At 63.7% G+C, this 19,885-nt stretch carries 16 protein-coding genes; 10 read left to right on the top strand and 6 right to left on the bottom strand.

What is annotated here, in order from left to right; all coding sequences use genetic code 11:
* Nucleotides 1-132: 132 nt before the first annotated feature.
* The 6 genes from VKR55_RS07685 to VKR55_RS07660 all read left to right on the top strand — a co-directional run bounded on the left by VKR55_RS07685 (nucleotide 133) and on the right by VKR55_RS07660 (nucleotide 7,254).
* Entirely contained in the window at nucleotides 133-1,797 is a 1,665-nt protein-coding gene (locus VKR55_RS07685) for a thiamine pyrophosphate-binding protein (RefSeq protein ID WP_324401412.1), read from the top strand.
* Between the two features lie 26 nt (nucleotides 1,798-1,823).
* Nucleotides 1,824-2,594 (top strand): SDR family NAD(P)-dependent oxidoreductase, encoded by a 771-nt coding sequence (locus VKR55_RS07680; protein ID WP_324401410.1) that lies wholly within the window; start codon nucleotides 1,824-1,826, stop codon nucleotides 2,592-2,594.
* A gap of 29 nt (nucleotides 2,595-2,623) precedes the next feature.
* Nucleotides 2,624-3,598 carry an ABC transporter substrate-binding protein gene (locus VKR55_RS07675; protein WP_324401408.1) on the top strand — a complete coding sequence of 325 codons (975 nt, stop codon included), beginning with the start codon at nucleotides 2,624-2,626 and terminating at the stop codon, nucleotides 3,596-3,598.
* A 76-nt stretch (nucleotides 3,599-3,674) separates the two neighbouring features.
* Entirely contained in the window at nucleotides 3,675-4,991 is a 1,317-nt protein-coding gene (locus VKR55_RS07670) for a DUF1254 domain-containing protein (protein WP_324401406.1), read from the top strand.
* A 217-nt stretch (nucleotides 4,992-5,208) separates the two neighbouring features.
* Nucleotides 5,209-5,676: a tripartite tricarboxylate transporter TctB family protein gene (locus VKR55_RS07665; protein ID WP_324401404.1), complete on the top strand. Its 468-nt coding sequence runs from the start codon at nucleotides 5,209-5,211 to the stop codon at nucleotides 5,674-5,676.
* Nucleotides 5,677-7,254 (top strand): tripartite tricarboxylate transporter permease, encoded by a 1,578-nt coding sequence (locus VKR55_RS07660; RefSeq protein WP_324401402.1) that lies wholly within the window; start codon nucleotides 5,677-5,679, stop codon nucleotides 7,252-7,254.
* Between the two features lie 60 nt (nucleotides 7,255-7,314).
* Here the strand turns inward: VKR55_RS07660 and VKR55_RS07655 are convergent, their stop codons facing one another.
* Nucleotides 7,315-8,502, bottom strand: coding sequence for a CaiB/BaiF CoA transferase family protein (locus VKR55_RS07655; protein ID WP_324401400.1), 1,188 nt, complete (start codon nucleotides 8,500-8,502; stop codon nucleotides 7,315-7,317).
* 412 nt (nucleotides 8,503-8,914) lie between these two features.
* On the opposite strand from VKR55_RS07655, the gene VKR55_RS07650 reads away from it, so the two are divergent.
* A complete protein-coding gene (locus VKR55_RS07650; protein ID WP_324401398.1) occupies nucleotides 8,915-10,504 on the top strand; it encodes a hypothetical protein in 1,590 nt (529 codons plus the stop codon).
* A gap of 151 nt (nucleotides 10,505-10,655) precedes the next feature.
* On the opposite strand, the gene VKR55_RS07645 is transcribed toward VKR55_RS07650, so the two are convergent.
* From VKR55_RS07645 to VKR55_RS07625, 5 genes are all read right to left on the bottom strand, one after another.
* Entirely contained in the window at nucleotides 10,656-13,325 is a 2,670-nt protein-coding gene (locus tag VKR55_RS07645; RefSeq protein WP_324401396.1) for a flavin-containing monooxygenase, read from the bottom strand.
* Nucleotides 13,326-13,509: 184 nt separating this feature from the next.
* A complete protein-coding gene (gor, locus tag VKR55_RS07640) occupies nucleotides 13,510-14,898 on the bottom strand; it encodes a glutathione-disulfide reductase (protein ID WP_324401394.1) in 1,389 nt (462 codons plus the stop codon).
* Between the two features lie 31 nt (nucleotides 14,899-14,929).
* Nucleotides 14,930-15,463: a DUF2059 domain-containing protein gene (locus VKR55_RS07635; protein ID WP_324401392.1), complete on the bottom strand. Its 534-nt coding sequence runs from the start codon at nucleotides 15,461-15,463 to the stop codon at nucleotides 14,930-14,932.
* Nucleotides 15,464-15,488: 25 nt separating this feature from the next.
* Nucleotides 15,489-16,187 carry a ribose-5-phosphate isomerase RpiA gene (rpiA, locus tag VKR55_RS07630; RefSeq protein ID WP_324401390.1) on the bottom strand — a complete coding sequence of 233 codons (699 nt, stop codon included), beginning with the start codon at nucleotides 16,185-16,187 and terminating at the stop codon, nucleotides 15,489-15,491.
* A 94-nt stretch (nucleotides 16,188-16,281) separates the two neighbouring features.
* Entirely contained in the window at nucleotides 16,282-17,118 is an 837-nt protein-coding gene (locus VKR55_RS07625) for an SDR family NAD(P)-dependent oxidoreductase (protein WP_324401387.1), read from the bottom strand.
* 87 nt (nucleotides 17,119-17,205) lie between these two features.
* On the opposite strand from VKR55_RS07625, the gene VKR55_RS07620 reads away from it, so the two are divergent.
* The 3 genes from VKR55_RS07620 to moaA all read left to right on the top strand — a co-directional run bounded on the left by VKR55_RS07620 (nucleotide 17,206) and on the right by moaA (nucleotide 19,682).
* A complete protein-coding gene (locus tag VKR55_RS07620) occupies nucleotides 17,206-17,892 on the top strand; it encodes an HAD-IA family hydrolase (protein ID WP_324401384.1) in 687 nt (228 codons plus the stop codon).
* Nucleotides 17,893-18,046: 154 nt separating this feature from the next.
* Entirely contained in the window at nucleotides 18,047-18,511 is a 465-nt protein-coding gene (locus VKR55_RS07615; protein ID WP_324401382.1) for a hypothetical protein, read from the top strand.
* A 142-nt stretch (nucleotides 18,512-18,653) separates the two neighbouring features.
* A complete protein-coding gene (gene moaA, locus VKR55_RS07610) occupies nucleotides 18,654-19,682 on the top strand; it encodes a GTP 3',8-cyclase MoaA (protein WP_324401380.1) in 1,029 nt (342 codons plus the stop codon).
* Nucleotides 19,683-19,885 lie beyond the last annotated feature (203 nt).

Below are 19,885 nucleotides of genomic sequence, written 5' to 3'. Positions count from 1 at the left end.
ACATGTGGGACAGGGCTGTAAAGCCATGCAAGAGGCGCAAGTCCCGTGGTTCCAAGGCGTCACCCCGAACTGTTGCCTTGCGCTCCCTCACGGCCGATGATGCGACAAAACGTGGGCGAGATGAGGAAGCGAATGCGCGGACGCCGTGTGCTGATGGAATCGTTCGTGTCGCACGGCGTGCGCCATATCTTCGGCAATCCCGGAACCACCGAGACGCCGCTGCTCGACAGCCTGCCGGCCTTTCCGCAAGTCGACTACATCATGACCTTGCATGAGGGTGTCGCCGTCAGCGCCGCGAGCTTCTATGCGCAGGCGTCCGGCCGCGTCACGGTGGCGAACCTGCACGTCGCCCCGGGGCTGGGCAACGGCATCGGCTCGCTCTACGGCGCGCTGAAGGCGGGCTCGCCAGTGGTCGTCACCGCAGGCCAGCAGGACACGCGGATGCGGCTCAACAATCCCATCCTCGGCCATGACCTCGTCGCGATGGCTGCTCCCGTCACGAAATGGAGCGTGCAGATCGAACGCGCCGATGAGATCGCGCCGATCATGCGCCGCGCCTTCAAGGTCGCGACCGACGCGCCCCAGGGTCCGGTCTTCGTGGCGCTGCCGATCGACGTGATGGAGCAGGAGACCTCCGTCGAGGCGATCGCACCGGATCAATTATGGCGGTCGGTCTATCCCAATCCCGCGGGCGTCGAGACGCTGGCGTCGCTGCTTTTGGCCGCGAAGGCGCCCGCAATCGTCGCCGGCGACGACGTGGCGCGATCAGGCGCCGAGACCAGCCTCGTCGCACTTGCAGAGGCGATCGGCGCCCCGGTGTGGTTCGAGGGGCTGCGGCATCACGCGCCCTTCCCGACCAGCCATCCGAATTACCGCCAGTCGCTGCCGGGCGATGCGCGGCAAGTGAAGAAGGCGCTGGGCGACGCCGATCTCGTCCTGCTCTTGGGCGGACCGTTTTTCGAGGACATCTGGTACGCGCCCGGCGGCCATTTTCCCGACGGTGCCGTCGTCCTCCAGATCGAGGAGGCGCCCGAGCGGCTCGCGTTCAATCACCGGCTTGATGCCGGCCTCGTCGGCGGTCTTGCGGCAAGCCTTGATGCAGTGACGAATGTGGTGCGTGCAAGAGCGAGCGCGGAGTTCAAACTCGCCGCAAAAGCGCGCAACCAGGCGCTTGCCGAACTGAGTGCAAAAGAAAAAGAGGCTTATCGCGCGCGCCTTGAAAAGGCCTGGGGCCGCGAGCCCGCCTCGATGCCGCGGGTGACGGCAGAGCTTCGGCGCGGCCTGCCCGACAATGTCGTGATCGTGGACGAAAGCATCACGGCGAGCCTCGATCTGGCGCGCGCCTTCGATTACCGCGGCTTCGGCGATTATTTCGGCGGGCGCGGCGGCGGCATCGGCCAGGGTCTGGCCGGCGCCATCGGCGTGAAAGTGGCGATGCCGGATCGCCCGGTCGTGGCGATCTCGGGCGACGGTTCGGCGATGTACTCGATCCAGGCGCTGTGGACGGCGGCGCATCACAAGCTCGCGATCGTGTTCGTCGTGCTGTCGAACCGCGAATACCGCATCCTCAAGCACAATGTGGACGTCTGGCGCCAGAACTTTGAGGCCGGCACGCAACATCCCTATCAGAACATGGACCTGGTCGGGCCCGCGCTTGATTTCGTGCATCTCGCCGCCGGCATGGGCGTCGAGGCTATCCGGGTCGAGAAGGCAACCGATATCGCGGGCGCCGTTGCGAATGCGGTGGCTGCCAATCAACCTTATCTCGTCGAGATCGCGATCGAAGGAAAACGGTGACGCCGAGCCCGCACAAGGAGTCTTTCATGGCAGGCATTCTGGATGGCAAAGTTGCATTGGTGACGGGCGGCGCGTCCGGTATCGGACGGGCAACCGCGGTGGCTATGGCGCGCGAAGGGGCGCGTGTCGCCGTATCCGACCTCTCGAAGGAAGGCCTTGAGGGCACAGTCGCCTTGATCAATGCCATTGGCGGTCAGTCGATTGCGGTCGAAGGCGACGTCACGGAAGACGCCGAGGTGGCCAACATGGTGGCGCGCACGGTCTCGGCGTTCGGACGCATCGACTGCGCCTTCAACAATGCCGGCGTTTCGGGACGCTCGGTCGGACCGGCTGGCCAGCGCATCCATGAACTCGCGCCATTGTCCGTTGCAAAAATACTTTCGGTGAACCTGATGGGCGTGTTCCTGTGCCTGAAGCATGAAATCACCCAGATGCTGGCGCAGGGTGGCGGCGGATCGATCGTCAACACGGCATCGATCGCGGGCCTGGTCGGCCTTGCCACGTCGGGTCACTACGTCGCGACAAAGCACGGCGTCGTCGGCCTGACCAAGACCGCGGCGATCGAGTACGCCCAGGACGGCATCAGGGTCAATTGCGTCAATCCCGGCTACATCCAGACGCCGATGACGAAGGACATGATGGAAACCCGCTATGATGAGATCATGGCGAAAGTCCCGATGCGGCGCCTGGGCGTCGCGGAGGAAATCGCAGAAGCAGTGGTGTGGATGTGCTCGGACAAGGCCTCCTTCATGACCGGCGCCTCGCATGTGGTCGACGGAGGCTACAGCGCCGCCTAAAGCGCGACGAGGCCTGCTGAAAGGATGACATGAGACGGCGTCACTTCCTTGCCGCTCTCGGTGGCGCGGCCGTTTCGTGGCCTTGTGCGGCGCTGGCGCAAAAGGCTCTTCCGCGCATCGGATTTCTGGCCGATGGCGCGGCCGCGTCGATCAACAGCGCCTATCAGATCAGAACGATCAAGCAGGGATTGGCTGACAACGGCCTGATCGAGGGCCGCGACTACATCTTCGAGCCGCGCTTTGCGGCCGCAAGTAACGAACGACTTTCCGAGGCGCTGCGCGATCTCTCAGGGATCGGCGTCAGCGTGATCCTGGCGGAAGCCGTCGCCTCGGTTCGCGCAGCCCAACGCCTGGTGCCGCCGCTGCCCGTCGTCATGATTGCCGTCGATGATCCCGTCGGCAATGGCCTGATTGCAGGTCTTGCAAGCCCGGGGGGCCGTACCACGGGGATCGCGACTGCAAATATCGAGATTGCGTCAAAGATGCTTGGGCTGCAGCGCTCCGTCCTTCCCAAGGCAGCTTCGACCGCCATTCTCCATAGTCCGACAAATCCCGGATTTCTGGACAGCATCCGAACGCGTGCAGGCGGGCTGGGGATTGCCGTGACGCCGATCGCGTTCCAGTCGCGCGACGAGCTCGAGGCAGCCTTCAGGAAGCTCGCGCAGAAGCCACCCGATGCCGTTCAGATCATGCTGGACGCGCAGACGAGCGACCTCATGGATCGGATTCCGGTGCTGGCGTTGATGCATCGGCTTCCCGCCTTCGCGAACACACCGGAGTTCGCCGGCTTTGGCGGGCTCATCGGCTATGGACCGTCGCGGGAGCATATTTATCTTCGATCCGGATATTTCGTGAAGAAAATACTGGACGGCGCAAGTCCAGCCGCGCTCCCGGTCGAACCGCCATCACGGATCGAGCTGTGGATCAATCAAAACACCGCGAGCGCGCTCAACGTCTCGATGCCGGCTTCCCTTCTCGCCTCCGCTGACAAGATAATGGGATAACGGGTTGGCTCGCCCTGTTGGCGCGCACGCCTTGCGCGGCTACGAATGGAAGTGAACGACAAGGGGAGAGAACAACATGAACCGACGGGATTTCATGGCAGCCGGCACAGCGGCTCTCTTCACGCACGCCGAAGCCGCTGCGCAGCCTGCGGGCGCTTCCGGCCTGCGCCTGGCGGCGCGCAATGCCTGGCTGTGGGGCCTTCCCCTGATCGAGATGGCCGGTCAACGCGCGGCGCGCAGCACGCAAGGCTTGAAGGTCAACACCCTCCATCACCAGCGCGCCCTGGTCGGCGCCAAGGACCAGTTCGTCACCACGCCGAACAACGACACGCTCTATTCGCAAGCCTGGCTGAACCTGGAGAAGGGTCCGGTCACGGTCAGCGTACCGGCCTCGGGCGACCGGTATTACTGCGTACCGCTGATGGACATGTACACCAACAACTTCGCCATCGTCGGCACCCGAACCTCCGGAAGTGCTGCGCGAACCTTCACCATTGTCGGGCCGCACGATCGAAGCGACGCGCCGCAGGTCATTCGCTCGCCGACCGACTGGGTGTGGCTGCTCGGGCGAACCCTCGTCGAAGGCGAAGACGATCTGGCAAAGGCGCATGCCTTCCAGGATGGTTGGACGATCAGCGGTCCCGAGGCGGACGCGCCCAAAAGCTTTGCGAAACGCGCCTCGCCCTGGGATGAATACTTTGCGTCCGTGCAGGCGCTGATGAACGAGAGCCCGCCGCCCGTCACCGATGCCCGCATGCTGGACAGCATGGCGCCTTTGATCCGGTTGGGCGCAAGGTTCGATCCGCAGCATTATTCCGCCGATCAGGTCGCCGACATCCGCGCCGGCATGGCCGACGCCCTCGTCCTGCTGAGGCAAGTGCGAAACTCCGCGCTGGTGCACAATGGCTGGACCTTTCCGCGCTATAGCCTCGGCGATTTCGGCCAGGACTATATTTACCGCACGGCGGTGGCGATCGGCGGCCTTGCCGCATTGCCCCGCGTCGAGGCGATGTATCTTCGCGCGGCAGGCGAGGACGGCGGCGGATTCGACAGTGCGCGATCGTGGCGATTGACCTTCGCGGCGGATCAATTGCCGCCGGTCGATTCGTTCTGGTCACTGTCGATGTATCGTCTGGCGCCGGCCGGCCAGCTCTTCTTCACAGAAAATCCGATCAGCCGCTACGCCATCGGCGATCGCACCGCCGGGTTAAAGCGCGGCTCCGACGGTTCGTTCGAAATATGGATGTCGCGGACGGAGCCCACTTCGAATCCGAATGCCAACTGGCTGCCGGCGCCGGCAGACGACAAATTTGTCCTGATCTTGCGCGCTTATTTGCCGCGGTCTTCGCTGATCGAAGGAAGCTATCTGCCGCCTGCGGTACAAGCGGTATAGGGCTCCCCAAGTTACCTTCAAGCAACCGCACCCGGTGCGGGACGTTGATCAAATGCGCCTTGCGGCAACGCTGGGAACGAACCGGAATTGGCGCGTTTGATCCGCGTGACCCCAATTTGAGCACGCAGCGCTTCTTGACTTATTAGCCGAACGTTGGTTGGACGGTCGGCGACCGCGCGGTGATAATGAGAAAAACGAACCCGGGGAGGTGGTTGGCGTGCAAAACCTGCTTCAGAAGAAGGACTTCTACGCGGGCCTGGCCATGGTGCTGCTGGGCTCCTTCGTCATCTTGCACTCGACGACCTACAATCTCGGAACGTTCATGCACATGGGCCCGGGCATGTTTCCGTTCATGCTCGGGATTTTGATGACCTTCATCGGGGTGCTGATCTTCATTTCGGGATTGATGACGCCGCTGCAGGATGGCGAACGCATCCTGCCCGAGAGCATGGAGTGGCGCGGCTGGATCTGCATCCTGGCAGGGCCGCTGATGTTCATTCTCTTCGGCGAATATTTCGGCATGGTGCCGGCGACCTTCATGTGCGTTTTTGTCTCGGCGCTCGGCGATCGAACCGCGACCTTGAGGGGTTCGGCCCTGTTGGCTCTGATCATCACGGTCTCCGGCGCGATCCTGTTCTCCTACATACTGAAGGTGCCCTTCCCGCTGTTCCGTTGGGGTTTCTAGATGCTGGCGACCGCTCTTTCCGATCTCTGGTACGGCTTTGGCGTCGCGCTCGAGCCGCAAAACGTCATGTGGTGTTTTCTCGGCGTGCTGGTCGGCAACATGGTCGGCGTCTTGCCGGGCATGGGACCGCTGGCCACCATCTCGGTGTTGCTGCCGCTGACCTTCGGCATCAAGCCGGTCGGCGCGATCCTGATGCTCTCCGGCGTGTTCTACGGCGCGCAATATGGCGGCGCGATCTGCTCGATCCTGCTCAACCTGCCATGCCACCCGCCGCACGCGGTGACATGCCTGGACGGCTTTCCCCTCACCAAACAGGGCCGCGGCGGCGCGGCACTCGGCATCACCGTGCTGTCCTCTTTCGTGGGCGCGTCGTGGGGCATCACCGAGATGATTTTCCTCGCGCCGCTTCTTGTGAGGGTCGCGCTGCAATTTGGCCCCACCGAAATCTGCTCGCTGATGCTGCTCGGCCTGCTCGCAGGCTCGACGCTGGCGCGCGGCTCGCCGCTCAAGGGCATCGCGATGACGCTGTTGGGCCTCTTGCTCGGCATTGTCGGAACCGACATCGAGACCGGAACGCCGCGCTTTACCTTCGGCATGACGAGCCTGTTCGACGGTATCGAACTGGTCGGGTTGGCGCTTGGATTGTTCGGCATCGCCGAGTTCATGAAGAGCGTGAACCAGTACTCCGACATCAACACGAAATACTCCAATGTCGGGCTTCGCGACCTGCGGCCCTCGCGCGATGAGCTGCGCCGCTCGATCCCCGCGATGTTCCGCGGCACGATCGTCGGCAGCCTCTGCTCGCTGATTCCAGGAACGGGTCCGACCATCGCCTCCTTCATCGCCTACGCTGCGGAGAAGAAGGTTTCGAGGACGCCGGACAAGTTCGGCACCGGCGTGATGGAAGGTGTCGCCTGCCCGGAGGCCGCGACCCACTCCTCGGTGCAGGGCGATTTCATCCCGACCATGAGTCTCGGCATTCCAGGCGATGCGGTGATGGCGCTCATTCTCGGCGCGCTGATGATCCAGGGCATCGTTCCGGGGCCGCAACTGATCAAGGAGCATCCGGATATCTTCTGGGGCCTGATCGCGAGCTTCTGGATCGGCAACATCATCCTGGTCGTGCTCAACGTGCCGCTGATCGGGTTGTGGGTGAAGCTGTTGATGATCCCCTACAAGTACCTCTATCCGAGCGCCCTGTTCTTCGTCGCGATCGGCGTCTACTCGACCAACAACGACATGTTCCAGGTCGGCGAGACCGTCGCGGTCGGGCTGGTCGGCTATCTCCTGCTCCTGCTCGACTTCCATCCGGCATCGATCCTGCTCGGTTTCGTGCTCGGTCCGCGCTTCGAGGAAAACTTTCGCCGCTCCATGCTGATCTCCCGCGGCGATATCTGGGTTTTCCTCGAACGCCCGATCAGCGCGTTTTTCCTGTTCCTCTGCGTGGTCCTGCTTCTCGCGCAAATCTATGTGCGCCTGCGCAAGCCGAAGGCGATGTCGGCTCTTCCTGACATCGGGCCGGAAGGCGCGTCCAGGGCAGCAGTGGCCCGGCATGACCTGACCACCGAGGACGCCTGATCAGGTTGCGGGTTGCCATCGCCGCAACGCGAGTGCGCCCGGGGCAACAATCACCGCGCCTTAGATCGCTCCCTTGTCTCGCAGCGCCGCGATCGCTGCCGCGTCGTAGCCGAGCTCTCCGAGTACAAGATCGGTGTGCTCGCCGAGCGTTGGCGGACGGGTGACGATTTCGCCGGGGGTCTGCGAAAGCCGTACCGCCGCTCGCGCGACCGGCGCGGGCTTCGGCAAGCCCGGATAGTTGACGTCGGTCATGAAGCCGGCTTCGCGAATATGCGGGTGATCCAGAGCCTGCTGCGGGCTCAGCACAGGTCCGGCCGGTATTTGTGCTCCACCGAGCGTGTCAACGGCCTCTTGTGTGGTGCGCTCGGCGCACCATCGCGCCATCCGCTGGCTGATGAGCGGGCCATTCTCGCCGCGCTTGAGGTCGTCGGAAAAGCGCGGGTCCTTCAGCCAGCAATCTTCTTCGCCCATCAATCTCGCCCAGCGAACGAATAGTGGATGCCCGGTGACCTGGCAGAGGACCCAACCGTCCTTGGTGCGGTAGATATCGGCGGGGGCCGCGGTCTGGCCGAGGTTGCCGGTCGGAACGCGATTGGCCGCGATCACCGCCTGTTCGATCAGGGTCGCGTTGGTAAAGCAAAGCGCGGTGGCGAGCAGTGCGCCTTCGACGATTTGTCCGCGGCCGGATTTGCCGCGCTCGATCAGGGCAGCGAGCGTGCCGAAGGCACAATGCAGCGCGGTGCCGAAGTCGACCCAAGCCACGGCCGCTCGGTAAGGCGGATCGCCCGCTCCCGTCATGAAGACCGCGCCGGACATCACCTGCCCGATCCCATCGAACCCGACCCGGTCCGACCACGGCCCCGGTCCGCCGAACGCTGTCGCGGTTGTGAGAATGATGTCGGACTTGACCGCCTCAAGGGATTCGTAGTCGAGCTTCATCGCCTTCAATGTCTGCGGCGGCAGGTTGGCGACCACCACGTCCGACCGCGCCACAAGGCGGCGCAGCACCTCTTGCCCCTCCGCCTTCATCGGATCGAGCGTGATGCATTTCTTGTTGCGGTTGATCTGGAGAAACAGCGCACCCTCTCCATCCGCACCCACCGGAACCACGAAACGGTCTTCGCTGCCGCCGCGTTTTTCGACGCGGATCACCTCCGCGCCGAACTCTGCGAGCAACGTCGCGCAATACGGACCCGCGATATAGCGTCCGAAATCGAGCACCCGCACCCCTTCCAGAATTCCCCCCATCGGTCGATCCTTTTTCGTTGGCAACAGGAAGCGCTTCTTCTTCGTACCGGCATCGTACGTGGATCCGGTTCGAATGGCACGCAGTCAAGCGGATCGAGCGCTCGGTTCGAGCTTCATTGAGGTCAAATATGGGATTGCGCGCCTCGCCCAGTTCGTTCGGCAGTCCGGCGAAGCCGCGCAGGGCTTGCGCCATCTTCACCCGGCCGCGTGTGCAGATTTCCCATGACCAACCCCCGCCTCGCTGGTAAGTAGGTAGGCCATGTTCAATCCGTTCGCCATTGCTGAGCTCTGACTAACGGAAAGCGCGGTCTCCGGCGAACCTTCCATGACAGTCATCCCCCAAATGCGTGGTCGGAATCGCGAGGTGCCGGGTCATCCGGACTCTCGACATGTCAGACTGCTACGAATCGTAATGCCTTTTGCGTTGGCACTCGTGTTGGCCAGCGTCTCCCTCTGGATCTTTACGCGGCACAATGATTTTCCCCGAGATTACCATCCGGATGAACCGAGCAAGATCGCCCAGTTGGTGCATCCAGCGCAGGAACGGAATTTCAACCACCCACTGCTGATGCTGGAAGCGACCAATGTCGTTCGCATGGCGCTTGGCGTTCACAACGACGAGCGGGCCGTACTGCTCATAGGGCGTTGGACCTCAGCCACTTTCGCGGCGATAGCCGTACTTGCGCTCGCTCTCGCGGGTTACTGTTTCGGAGGTTGCCGAGGCTTGTTGCTCTGCGGCGGGATGGTGGCGCTGTGCCCGGCTTTGGCCGTGTACGCACATTTTTTCAAGGAGGACACAGCCCTCCTCGCCGGGTTGGGAATAGCAATCGCGGGCGCGAGCTGGCTTTTGAGCGCCACACGCCCGCAGATGCAATGGTTGGCGGCGGCGGTGATGGGGACCGGATTCGCTGCCGCGACCAGTGGCAAGTATGTGGGCGTAGCCGCCGCACTCCCGTGCCTGGCGGCCCTTCTCGTCGCGCCAAGGATGGAGCCCCGCGGCCTGATGCGGCGCTTCGTTGCATTTGCCGTGCCCGCAGCCGCCGTCACGCTGATGGTCAATTTCCGAGCATTCCAAGACCTGGTGATGCTCACTCCGGCAGCGTCACAAAGGGTGGTCGGCGAATTCTTCCACGCGACAACAGGTCACGATGGCCTGGCGCTTGGGGTTCCGAATGCCTTCTTGCTGCGAGTGAGCGTTTCTGAACTGCTGCCTGATGCATGGGCCTTTGTTGCCGTCGCCACGCTGCTATTGCTGGTACGGCCGCGGGCCCTGGCTCTTTCGGAAATGGTCGGCGGGGTGTTTCTTCTGACCTTTGCGCTCGTGCTGAGCTGGAGCGCGTTTCCATTCCCGCGCTACGCACTGCCGGTAACCGTCCTCGGCTACTTTGTTGCCGGCCAGATGATGAACTCCGCTTTGCAGCGACTCGAACGGCCGATTTGGTTCAAATCGGCTGCGTTCGCAGGCTGCGTTGTCCTCATTGTTGCAGTTCAAGGAGCGCAGGTTTGGCGCTTCAACAAGCAGTTTGCCGATGACAGCCGTCAGCGCCTCCGTGAATGGGTCGCCAGTCACGTCGAGGAGCAGGCGGCGATCCTGGCGGAGGATTTCACCGTGCTCGAGGGCGCAGGCGACAGTTGGCGCTATCCAACGCAGAACAGAATCGCGGCACGAATCATCAGAGTGGGCTCGGTGGCCGACCGTGCGCCGACGTTCGAGCAATTAAAGATGTCGGGTGTTGACTACGTGGCGGTCGCAGAACCGAAATACGAGCGATATTTCCGTCCCGGCGTTCATTCGACCTCGTCCGAAGGAGCCAACCAGGTCGCCCAGCATAGGCGGTTTTACGAGGACCTCTTCGCACGTGCCGAACTGGTATGGTCGTCCGCACCCTCGCCACCGAGTCACGCTTACCTCAATCCTGAATTGCGGCTGTACCGTCTGCCGGACGTAACCGTTGTACGTCGGAAACCGCAGGAGGACGCGACGAAGACCCGACCGGACTGAATGATTGGTTAGGAAGCGACCCGGCCGGATTGGCGATCCCGGCAGAACACCCACCTTCAAGTCAAATCAATACCTTTAACCTGTCGTCCGGTTGCAAGCGTTGCATCACGAGCGATCGGGCGGCCGACCGCTCGCTTGCGCGAAATCAGCGCTACTTCGCGGCGACGTTGACCTCGATCGGCCTTGGCGCCTCGCCCTGCTCTTTCGGCAGCCCGGCGAAGCCGCGCAAGGCTTGCGCCATCTTCACACGGCCGCTGACGCCGGTGATGACCACGTCGACCATGGTGAAGGACGAGTGGAAATGGCCGCGCGCCTGAAGCTGCTCGACCGCAACGCCCGCCTTCGCGAGCGCCTCGGCATAGGCGATGCCCTCGTCGCGCAGCGGATCGAACTCAGAGGTGACCACGAACGCGGGAGGCAGGCCTTCGAGCTTGCCGCGCAGCGGCGAGACACGCGGATCGGTGCGGTCGGCGGGCGAGCAATAGATGTCCCAGAACCAGTACATCAGCCCGCGCGTCAGGAAGTAGCCGGTCGCATTGTCGACATAGGACGGCCGGTCGAAGGTGCAATCGGTGACCGGGCTCACCAGCAACTGGCCCGCGATCTGCGGCCCGCCGCGATCGCGCGCGAGCTGACACGTCACGGCCGCGATGTTGCCGCCGGCGCTCCAGCCCGCAACCAGCACCGGTCCAGGCCTGCCGCCGAGCTCGCTCGCATGCTCGGCGATCCAGCGCGTCGCCGCGTAGCCATCTTCCGCCGCCGCCGGGAAGCGATGCTCCGGCGCATGACGGTAGCCGACGCTGACGACGATCATGCCGGTGCGGCGGCACATATCGCGGCAGAAGGGATCGTCGGACTGCTCATCGCCCAGCACCCAGCCGCCGCCGTGGAAATACACCACGATCGGATGCGGCCCCGGCGTCGCCGGCCGATAGAGCTTGTAGGGCAACGGACCGTCGGCGCCCTGAAGCAAGCCGTCGCCGACCTCGCCGACCGGCCTTCCCGCCGGCCGGCCCTTGTTGAACTCGTTGACGAAGTCGCGCGCGCCCTGTGCGCCCATCGTCTCGATCGGCGGCAGGTTCATCTCGGCGAGCATGTTCAACACCAGCCGCACGTCCGGCTGCAGCCGCACCACCTCGCCGTCATTGCATTGCTCGGCAACGTTGGGACCGGTGAGGCGGAAGCCGAGCATGCCGCGGGCGACGACCTCGTTGCAGATGCTGCGATAAGGCCCGACGCCGCCGGTATAAGGCATCACGCCCCACGCCTTCCCCGGCACATTGGCGCCGGTGTACCAGGTGTTGGCCAGCCGATGCAGCGTGAGCATCGAGCAGTCGGCCATATGCTGCGCCCAGCCGTCCTGCGCCGCTTCGGTCGCCTCCACGGTCGTAAATCCCGCATCGCGCATCGCGATCAGGCGGTCGACGACCCAGTCGGCATGCTGCTCGATCGAGACCGCCATGTTCGACAGCACCGAGGGGCTGCCGGGTCCCGTGATCATGAACAGGTTGGGGAAGCCGGCCACCGTGACGCCGAGATAAGACTTCGGGCCGCCCGCCCAGACGTTACCGAGCGATTTGCCGGCGCGGCCCGTGATCGGATGCACGGCCATGATGGCGCCGGTCATGGCGTCGAAGCCGGTCGCGAACACGATGACATCGACGTCGAAGCTGCGCTTGTCCGTGGTGATGCCTTTGGCGGTGATCGCCTTGATCGGCTCCTGCCGCAAGTTCACCAAAGTGACGTTGGGGCGGTTATAGGTCGCGTAGTAGTTGGTATCGAGACAGGGACGCTTGGCGCCGAACGGATGGTCGTGCGGGGTCAGCGCCGCCGCGATCTCCGGATCCTTCACAACAGCGCGGATCTTTTCGCGAATGAGATCGGCGACGAGCCGGTTGCCATCGACGTCGACACCCTGATCGGCCCAGAGCTGGGTCAGGATGTGGACGAGATCGCCAGCCGCCCACGCCGTCTCGAACCGCTCGCGGCGCTCGGCATCGCTCAATTGCCAGCTCACCGCCGTCTGCTGCGGATACGGCACGCCGGCCATCGACCAGCGCGCCTGCTCGCGATAGGCGGCGCGGTCACCTTCGAAGTAGGTCTTGCGATCGGCCGGCTGAACACCGTTATGCGCGGGAAGCGCAAAGTTCGGCGTGCGCTGGAACACCGTGAGTTGCGCTGCCTCTTGGGCGATCATCGGAATCGACTGGATGCCCGAGGAGCCCGTGCCGATCACGGCGACGCGCTTGCCCTTGAGGTCGACGCCGTCATGCGGCCAGCGGCCGGTGAAATAGACCTCGCCCTTGAAATCCTTGACGCCATCGATCTCCGGCGGCTTCGGCGCCGATAGACAACCGGTCGCCATGATATAATGACGGCAGGACACGCCAGCGCCGTTGTCGGTCGCAAGCTGCCAGCGCTCGTTCGCCTCATCCCAATTCGCGGCCTTCACCTTGGTGCCGAAGCGAATGTCGCGCCTCAGATCATGACGGTCGGCGACGAAGCCGAGATAGCGCAGGATTTCGGGCTGGGTTGCGTATTTCTCCGACCACGTCCATGCCTTGTCCAGCTCCGGATCGAAGGTGTAGCCGTAGTCGATGGTCTGGATGTCGCAGCGCGCGCCGGGATAGCGGTTCCAGTACCAGGTGCCGCCGACATCACCGGCCTCCTCCAGCACGACTGCCGAAAAACCGGCCTTGCGCAGGCGATGCAGGAGATAGAGGCCGGCAAAGCCGGCGCCTACGACCGCGACGTCGACAACTTGCGTTGTTGCGCTGCTTGCCGTGTCAGAAGCACGTGCTGCAACAGTTGCGTCTTGCATGCCATCCTCCCGTGCGTTTTGATTTTGAGGGAGGCTAGTCCTGAGCGTTGAGTTTGTCATCAAGACAAACTCAATCGTCAGTAGTCACATATTTGGCGATGATTGCACGACGCAATTTTACACGCGACGACGACGCCTGGACGCAAGTCGGCGACAACACAACTTCGCGAAGACGCCGGCACCCCTACTCCGCCGCTGCCTCGCGCACATGTCGCGCGGTGGGCGTGCGCATGGTCACGAGTTCCTCGGCCGCGGTCGGATGCAAGGCGATGGTCGCGTCGAAATCAGCCTTGGTCGCCTTCATCTTCACGGCGATGGCGACCGCCTGGATGGTCTCGGCGGCGGCGTCCCCGACGATGTGGCAGCCGAGCACGCGGTCGCTCACGCCATCGACCACGAGCTTCATCAGGACGCGCGTGTCGCGGCCGGACATGGTGGCTTTGATCGGCCGGAACGTCGTCTTGTAGATATCGACGTGACTGAACTGGGCGCGGGCCTGGGCCTCCGTCAGCCCCACCGTGCCGACTTCGGGCTGCGAGAACACCGCGGTCGGGATGCTGGCATGGTCGACCTGAACCGGCCGCTTGCCGAACACGGTGTCGGCAAAGGCATGGCCCTCGCGGATCGCGACCGGCGTCAGGTTGAAACGGTGCGTGACGTCGCCGATCGCATAGATGTTCGCCACCGAGCTTCTCGACCAGGCATCGACCGCGATCCCGCCATTATGCGGATTGATGGCGACGCCGGCTGTTTCCAGGCCGAGATTGGCGACATTGGGATGGCGGCCGATCGCAAACATCACCTGGTCGGAGGCGAGGCTCGATCCGCTCGAGAGATGCGAGGTGAAATCCTTGCCGTGCTTGTCGACCCTGGTGACGGTGCAGCCGGTCAGGATGGTGATGCCCGCTTTTTCCATCTCGGTGCGCACGTGGCTGCGGACGTCGTCGTCGAAGCCGCGCAGGATGTTGTCGCCGCGATAGATCACCGTCACATCGGAGCCGTAGCCCGCGAAAATGCAGGCAAATTCCAGCGCGATATAGCCGCCGCCCTGGATCACGATGCGCTTCGGCAGTTCGGGCAAATGAAACGCCTCGTTCGAGGAAATCACATGCTCGATGCCGGGAATGACGGGGCCGTGGTTCGGCGCCCCGCCGGTCGCGATCAGGATGGTGCGCGCCCTCACGGTCTTGCCGTCGGCGAGACGAACGGTGTGTGCATCCTTCAGCACCGCCCGGGTCTTCAACACCTCGGCGCCCGATTTCTCGACATTGGCGGTGTAGGCCGCTTCGAGGCGAGCGATTTCCTTGTCCTTGTTGGCGATCAATGTCGGCCAGTCGAAGGTCGAAGTGGGAATGGTCCAGCCGAAGCCCGCAGCGTCCTCGATCTCCTGATGGACGTGGGAGCCGAGCACGAACAGCTTTTTCGGCACGCAGCCGCGGATCACGCAGGTGCCGCCCATCCGGTACTCTTCGGCGATCATGACGCGGGCGCCATGACCGGCCGCAATGCGGGCGGCGCGCACGCCACCCGAACCGCCTCCGATCACAAACAGGTCGACGTCGAACTCAGCCATCTTTCACCTCGACCTTCACTGCAACGTGCGGTCAGATCTGCTTGCCCCGCTTGCGCATTTCGGCGCGGAATTCGCCGTTGACGATGGTGGCAAAATTCTGCGCCCAGTTCGTCATATAGTTCATGCTGGTCTGGATTGCCTGGGGTTCGGCGGTCAGCAGTTTCTGGCCGAGCGGCGACTTGTAGAAGACTACAAGATCCTTCAGCTCCTGCTCGGTGAACATGTTGCAATAGATTTGCGCCATGCCTTCGCCGATTTCCTGTTCACGGCCGGCAAGCTTCTTGGCGACAATCACCTCAACCTCATTGAGGTCCTTCTGATAGTTGAGGTTGGTCGAGAGGATTTGATCCTTCGTCTGATGCACGATGTTGGGAACGGCGTTGGCGTACATGGCGCCGGCATGCTTCATCTGCAGGATCTCCTTGGCCGCAGCCACGCAGGCGGGCGTGGCCGGCTTCAACCCTGGGATCGGGGCCTGCGGTTGCTGTCCGTTGGCCGGCAACGATGCCAATGCCAGTCCCACCGCAAGACCTGCAGCCGGCAGGATTCCGAAAACGCTCTTCATTCCGCTTCTCCTTGGATTTACGGCGTTACTGCCGCTCGACAACGCGAATTCCTTGCCCGCCCGCCAGTACGGCCACACTCGCCAGCTTCGTGAACAGCCCATGCTCGACGACGCCCGGTATCGCGCAAAGCAGGCCCGCCAGGCGCACCGCATCACCGATGCGTCCCAAATGGGCGTCGATAATCCAGTGGCCGCCATCAGTGACAAAAACGTGGCCGTCCCGCCGCTTGCGGAGCACCATTTCGCCGGAAACGCCGCATTCCGCAAAGGCTTTGGCTATGCCGCGCCGGGTCGCGGCCAGCCCGAAGGGGATCACCTCGACCGGCAGCGGGAACCGTCCCAGAACTTCGACCCATTTGCTGTCATCGGCGATGACAATCATGCGGTCCGAGGCGGCGGCCACGATCTTTTCCCGAAGCAGCGCGCCGCCGCCGCCCTTGATCAGGTTGAGCGCGGGGTCGATCTCATCAGCGCCGTCGATGGTGAGGTCAAGCCGGTCGATATCGTCGAGCGTGGTCAGCGCGATGCCGCAGCTTTCCGCTTGCGCGCGGGTCGCCTCCGAGGTCGGCACGCCTACGACCTTGAGTCCGGCGCGTACCTTCTCGCCCAGAAGCTCGACGAAGTGCTTCGCGGTCGAACCGGTGCCCAGGCCCAGCCGCATGCCGTCGCGTACCTCTTCCAGCGCGCGCGCCGCCGCCTGCCGTTTCAGCGCTTCCATGGTCACGTGAGAGCCCACCCCGGAACGATTTGGGCGGGGTTCTAGCCTCGTTTGACGGCTGGGAACAGCCGGAAATCGGTCCGTTCCCGTACCTTTTTGGCTAAGGCGCCGTCACGCCGTCCATGGCGGCCTGGATCGCAGCAAAGCGCCCGTCGGTCCATTCGCGCATGTTTGGGTGGGTGAAGATGTAAAGCTGGTCCTCCCGGATCGCGGCGAGAACGCGCTTTGCCACCTCGGCCGGATCGAGGCCGGCTTCGATCAGCCGGGCCACCTCGGCGACGAGCGCGGCGGCCGGACTGTTCGGGTCGAGCCGCTGGGCCTTGCCGTAGCGCTCCGTGCGATTGCGCCCGCTCTCGCCGATCCTGGTGCGCACATAGGCCGGGCAGAGCACGCTGACGCCAATGCCGTGCGGCTGAAGCTGCAGCGCAAGTCCCTCCGACATCGAGACCACCGCGAACTTGGTCGCGGCATAGGGGCTGAAACCCATGCCGTTGATCATACCGGCCATAGAGGCGGTGTTGACGATGTGGCCGCCTTCGCCGTGCGCGCGCATATGCGGCAGGAATGAGCGGATGCCGTACACCACGCCCATCAGGTTGACATCGACCACCCAGCGCCAATTGTCGATCGAGATCGTGTCGATACCGCCGCCGGAGGCGACGCCGGCATTGTTGCAGAGGACATGCACGTTGCCGAAGGCCGCAAACGTCGCCTCTGCGGCGCGATCGACGCTGTCGGGATCGGCAACGTCGCAGGCGACGCCGCGCACGTCAGCGCCCAATCCACTCAAATCCCTGCATGCCCGGTCCAACGCGCCCTGCTCGATGTCGGCGAGCATCACCTTCATGCCGCATTCGGCGAACGCCCTGCCCATGGCAAGCCCGATGCCGGAAGCCCCGCCGGTGATGAATGCCGCCTTGCCCCTGAGCTCCCGCATGAAATTCCTCCCGCACCGTTTTGAGTTTCCACCGATGTCCAACGCGCCGACCTTGCATGATCACGCCGGGACCGATAGCGCTGCACCATGACACAATCCCCCACCATCGTCTTCGATCTCGACGGCACGCTGGTCGATACGGCGCCCGACCTCATCAGCGCACTCAATTTCGTGCTCGAGCGTGAAGGCCTGCCGCCGATGCCGCTGCAATCGGCGCGCAACCTGATCGGCGCCGGCGCGCGCAAGCTGATCGAACGCGGGCTTGAATCCGAGGGCCGCGTCATGACGGTCAAGGAGATCGACCGCTTGACCACGGATTTCATCGATTACTACGCCTCCCACATCGCGGTCACCTCGCGCCCGTTCGAGGGGCTCGAGCGCGCGCTCGACGATCTCACCGAAAATGGCTGCCGGCTCGCGGTTTGCACCAACAAGCTGGAATTTCTGTCGAAGCGCCTGCTTGACGAATTGGGATTGAGCGGCCGCTTTGCCGCGATCTGCGGCGCCGACACGTTTGGCGTGGCCAAGCCCGATCCCGCGATCCTGAAACAGACGGTGGCGCGCGCCGGCGGCACATTGTCGTCGACCATCATGGTGGGTGATGCCGGCACCGACATCGGTGTCGCGCGCCGTGCCGGCGTTCCCGTGATCGGCGTCAGTTTTGGCTACACGGACGTGCCGATTGCCGAGCTCAAGCCAGACCTGCTGATCAATCACATGCGCGATCTGCCGGCCGCCGTGGGGGAACTCAACTCGCGCTTTCTCTCGGTATAAGCTGTTGAAATGTTGATGGTTTAATGTACCCTCGCGGCCGTTAACCATTAATTAACGATGTGCCGGCGGATGGTTGCCTGGGGGGCATCAGGCTCCTAATGTCGGCGAGGGGAACGTGGCCGTATGGCCACAGGGTGAGTTGGCGGACTTCAGCATGCGTCGAGTCATTGTAATTGCCATAGCGGGCGCAAGCCTTGGCGGCTGCTCGTCATTCTCACTCGGCGACTATTTCAAATCCACGCCGCCCTCGGTCCAGGTGCAGCTTGAATCGCAGCCGCCCGGCGCTGAGGCCACGACGTCATTGGGACCGGGCTGCAAGACGCCCTGCTCCGTCTCCGTGCCGGCCCCTGACAGCAACAATTTCTCCGTCTCCTATGCGCTGAACAAGTTCCAGCCGGCGACCGTCCAGGTGTCGGTCGTCCGCAATCCCGGGGACTTCTCCAACCCCGCCACCACGGTGACCGATCCCAATCCGGTGTTTGTGGAACTGCAGCCTGCCGTCCCGGCGCGACACAAAGGCATGAAGGCGAAACGCGTGAAGAAGCCGAAGCCTGCGGCGGCCTCGACCGCGCCGGCGGCTCAATCGCCGTTCCCGGACCCGAACGCGCCGAAGCAGTAAGCCGGCGCGCCGCACCAGGCCGAAAAGCCGCCTTCCGGGGAACCTTTGCGGATTGTCGCACGACCCCGTCATGCTTACATTGTGACGGCCGCCGCGCCCGGCGTGTGGTGGCTCCATCTACGGCTTTGCGCAAGGCTTTCGCATGAACGGACCGGGTCCCCTTCCTTCGCTGCACCGACCGATGACCGATCCATTCGGGCGGACCATCAGCTACTTGCGGGTTTCGGTGACCGATCGCTGCGATCTGCGCTGCTTCTACTGCATGTCGGAAGACATGACCTTCCTGCCCAAGGTCGACCTGCTCACGCTGGAAGAGCTTGACCGGCTCTGCGCGGCCTTCATCGCCAAGGGGGTGAAGAAGCTGCGGCTCACCGGCGGCGAGCCCCTGGTGCGCCGCAACCTCATGTCGCTGGTGCGCTCGCTGTCGCGGCACCTTGCGACCGGCGCGCTCAGTGAATTGACCATGACGACCAACGGCACCCAGCTTGCGCGCTTTGCGCAGGAGCTCGCCGATTGCGGCATGCGGCGCATCAACGTCTCGCTCGATACGCTGGATGCGGCGAAATTCCGCGCCATCACCCGCTGGGGCGAGCTCGACAAGGTGCTCTCCGGCATCGAAGCCGCGCGCAAGGCCGGTCTTGCGGTGAAGATCAACGCGGTGGCGCTGAAGAACCTCAACGAGGAGGAAATTCCCGCGCTGATGCAGTGGGCGCATGGCCACGGCATGGCGCTCACGCTGATCGAGGTGATGCCGATGGGCGAGATCGGTGCAGGCCGCATCGACCAGTATGTGCCGTTGTCGCTCGTGCGTGCGCGGCTCGCCAAGCAGTTCACCCTCACCGATCTCGACGAGAGCACCGGCGGGCCGGCGCGCTATGTCCGCGTCGCCGAGACCGGCGGCAAGCTCGGCTTCATCACACCGATGACGCATAATTTCTGCGAGTCCTGCAACCGCGTGCGCATCACCTGCACGGGTACGCTGCACACCTGCCTCGGCCAGGAAGATGCCTCCGATTTGCGCAAGCCGCTGCGCGCCTCCCCAAGCGACGAACTGCTCGCCGCCGCGATCGACCGCGCCATTGGCCTCAAGCCCAAGGGCCACGACTTCATCATCGATCGCCGCCACAACCGCCCAAGCGTCAGCCGGCACATGAGCGTCACCGGGGGCTAAAACCGCTTCGTCCCGTATATTCCCGGATGCGACGAATTCACCAAGGCGCTCCAACGGCTTGAACCTCCGTCAATCTGTCGATTTTCCGATTGACGGCGCCAAAGCGCGCTGAAATGGTGCGCCCCGGCTTTTGATGCCTGCGCGGCCGGATGGGCCGCTGCGCGCTTTCCGCGCAGCCAAGACGGCAAAAGCCTGGGGAGGAC

The sequence above is a fragment of the Bradyrhizobium sp. genome (assembly GCF_035309285.1).
Lineage (GTDB): Bacteria > Pseudomonadota > Alphaproteobacteria > Rhizobiales > Xanthobacteraceae > Bradyrhizobium.
This window is presented reverse-complemented; position numbering and strand designations above follow the sequence as displayed.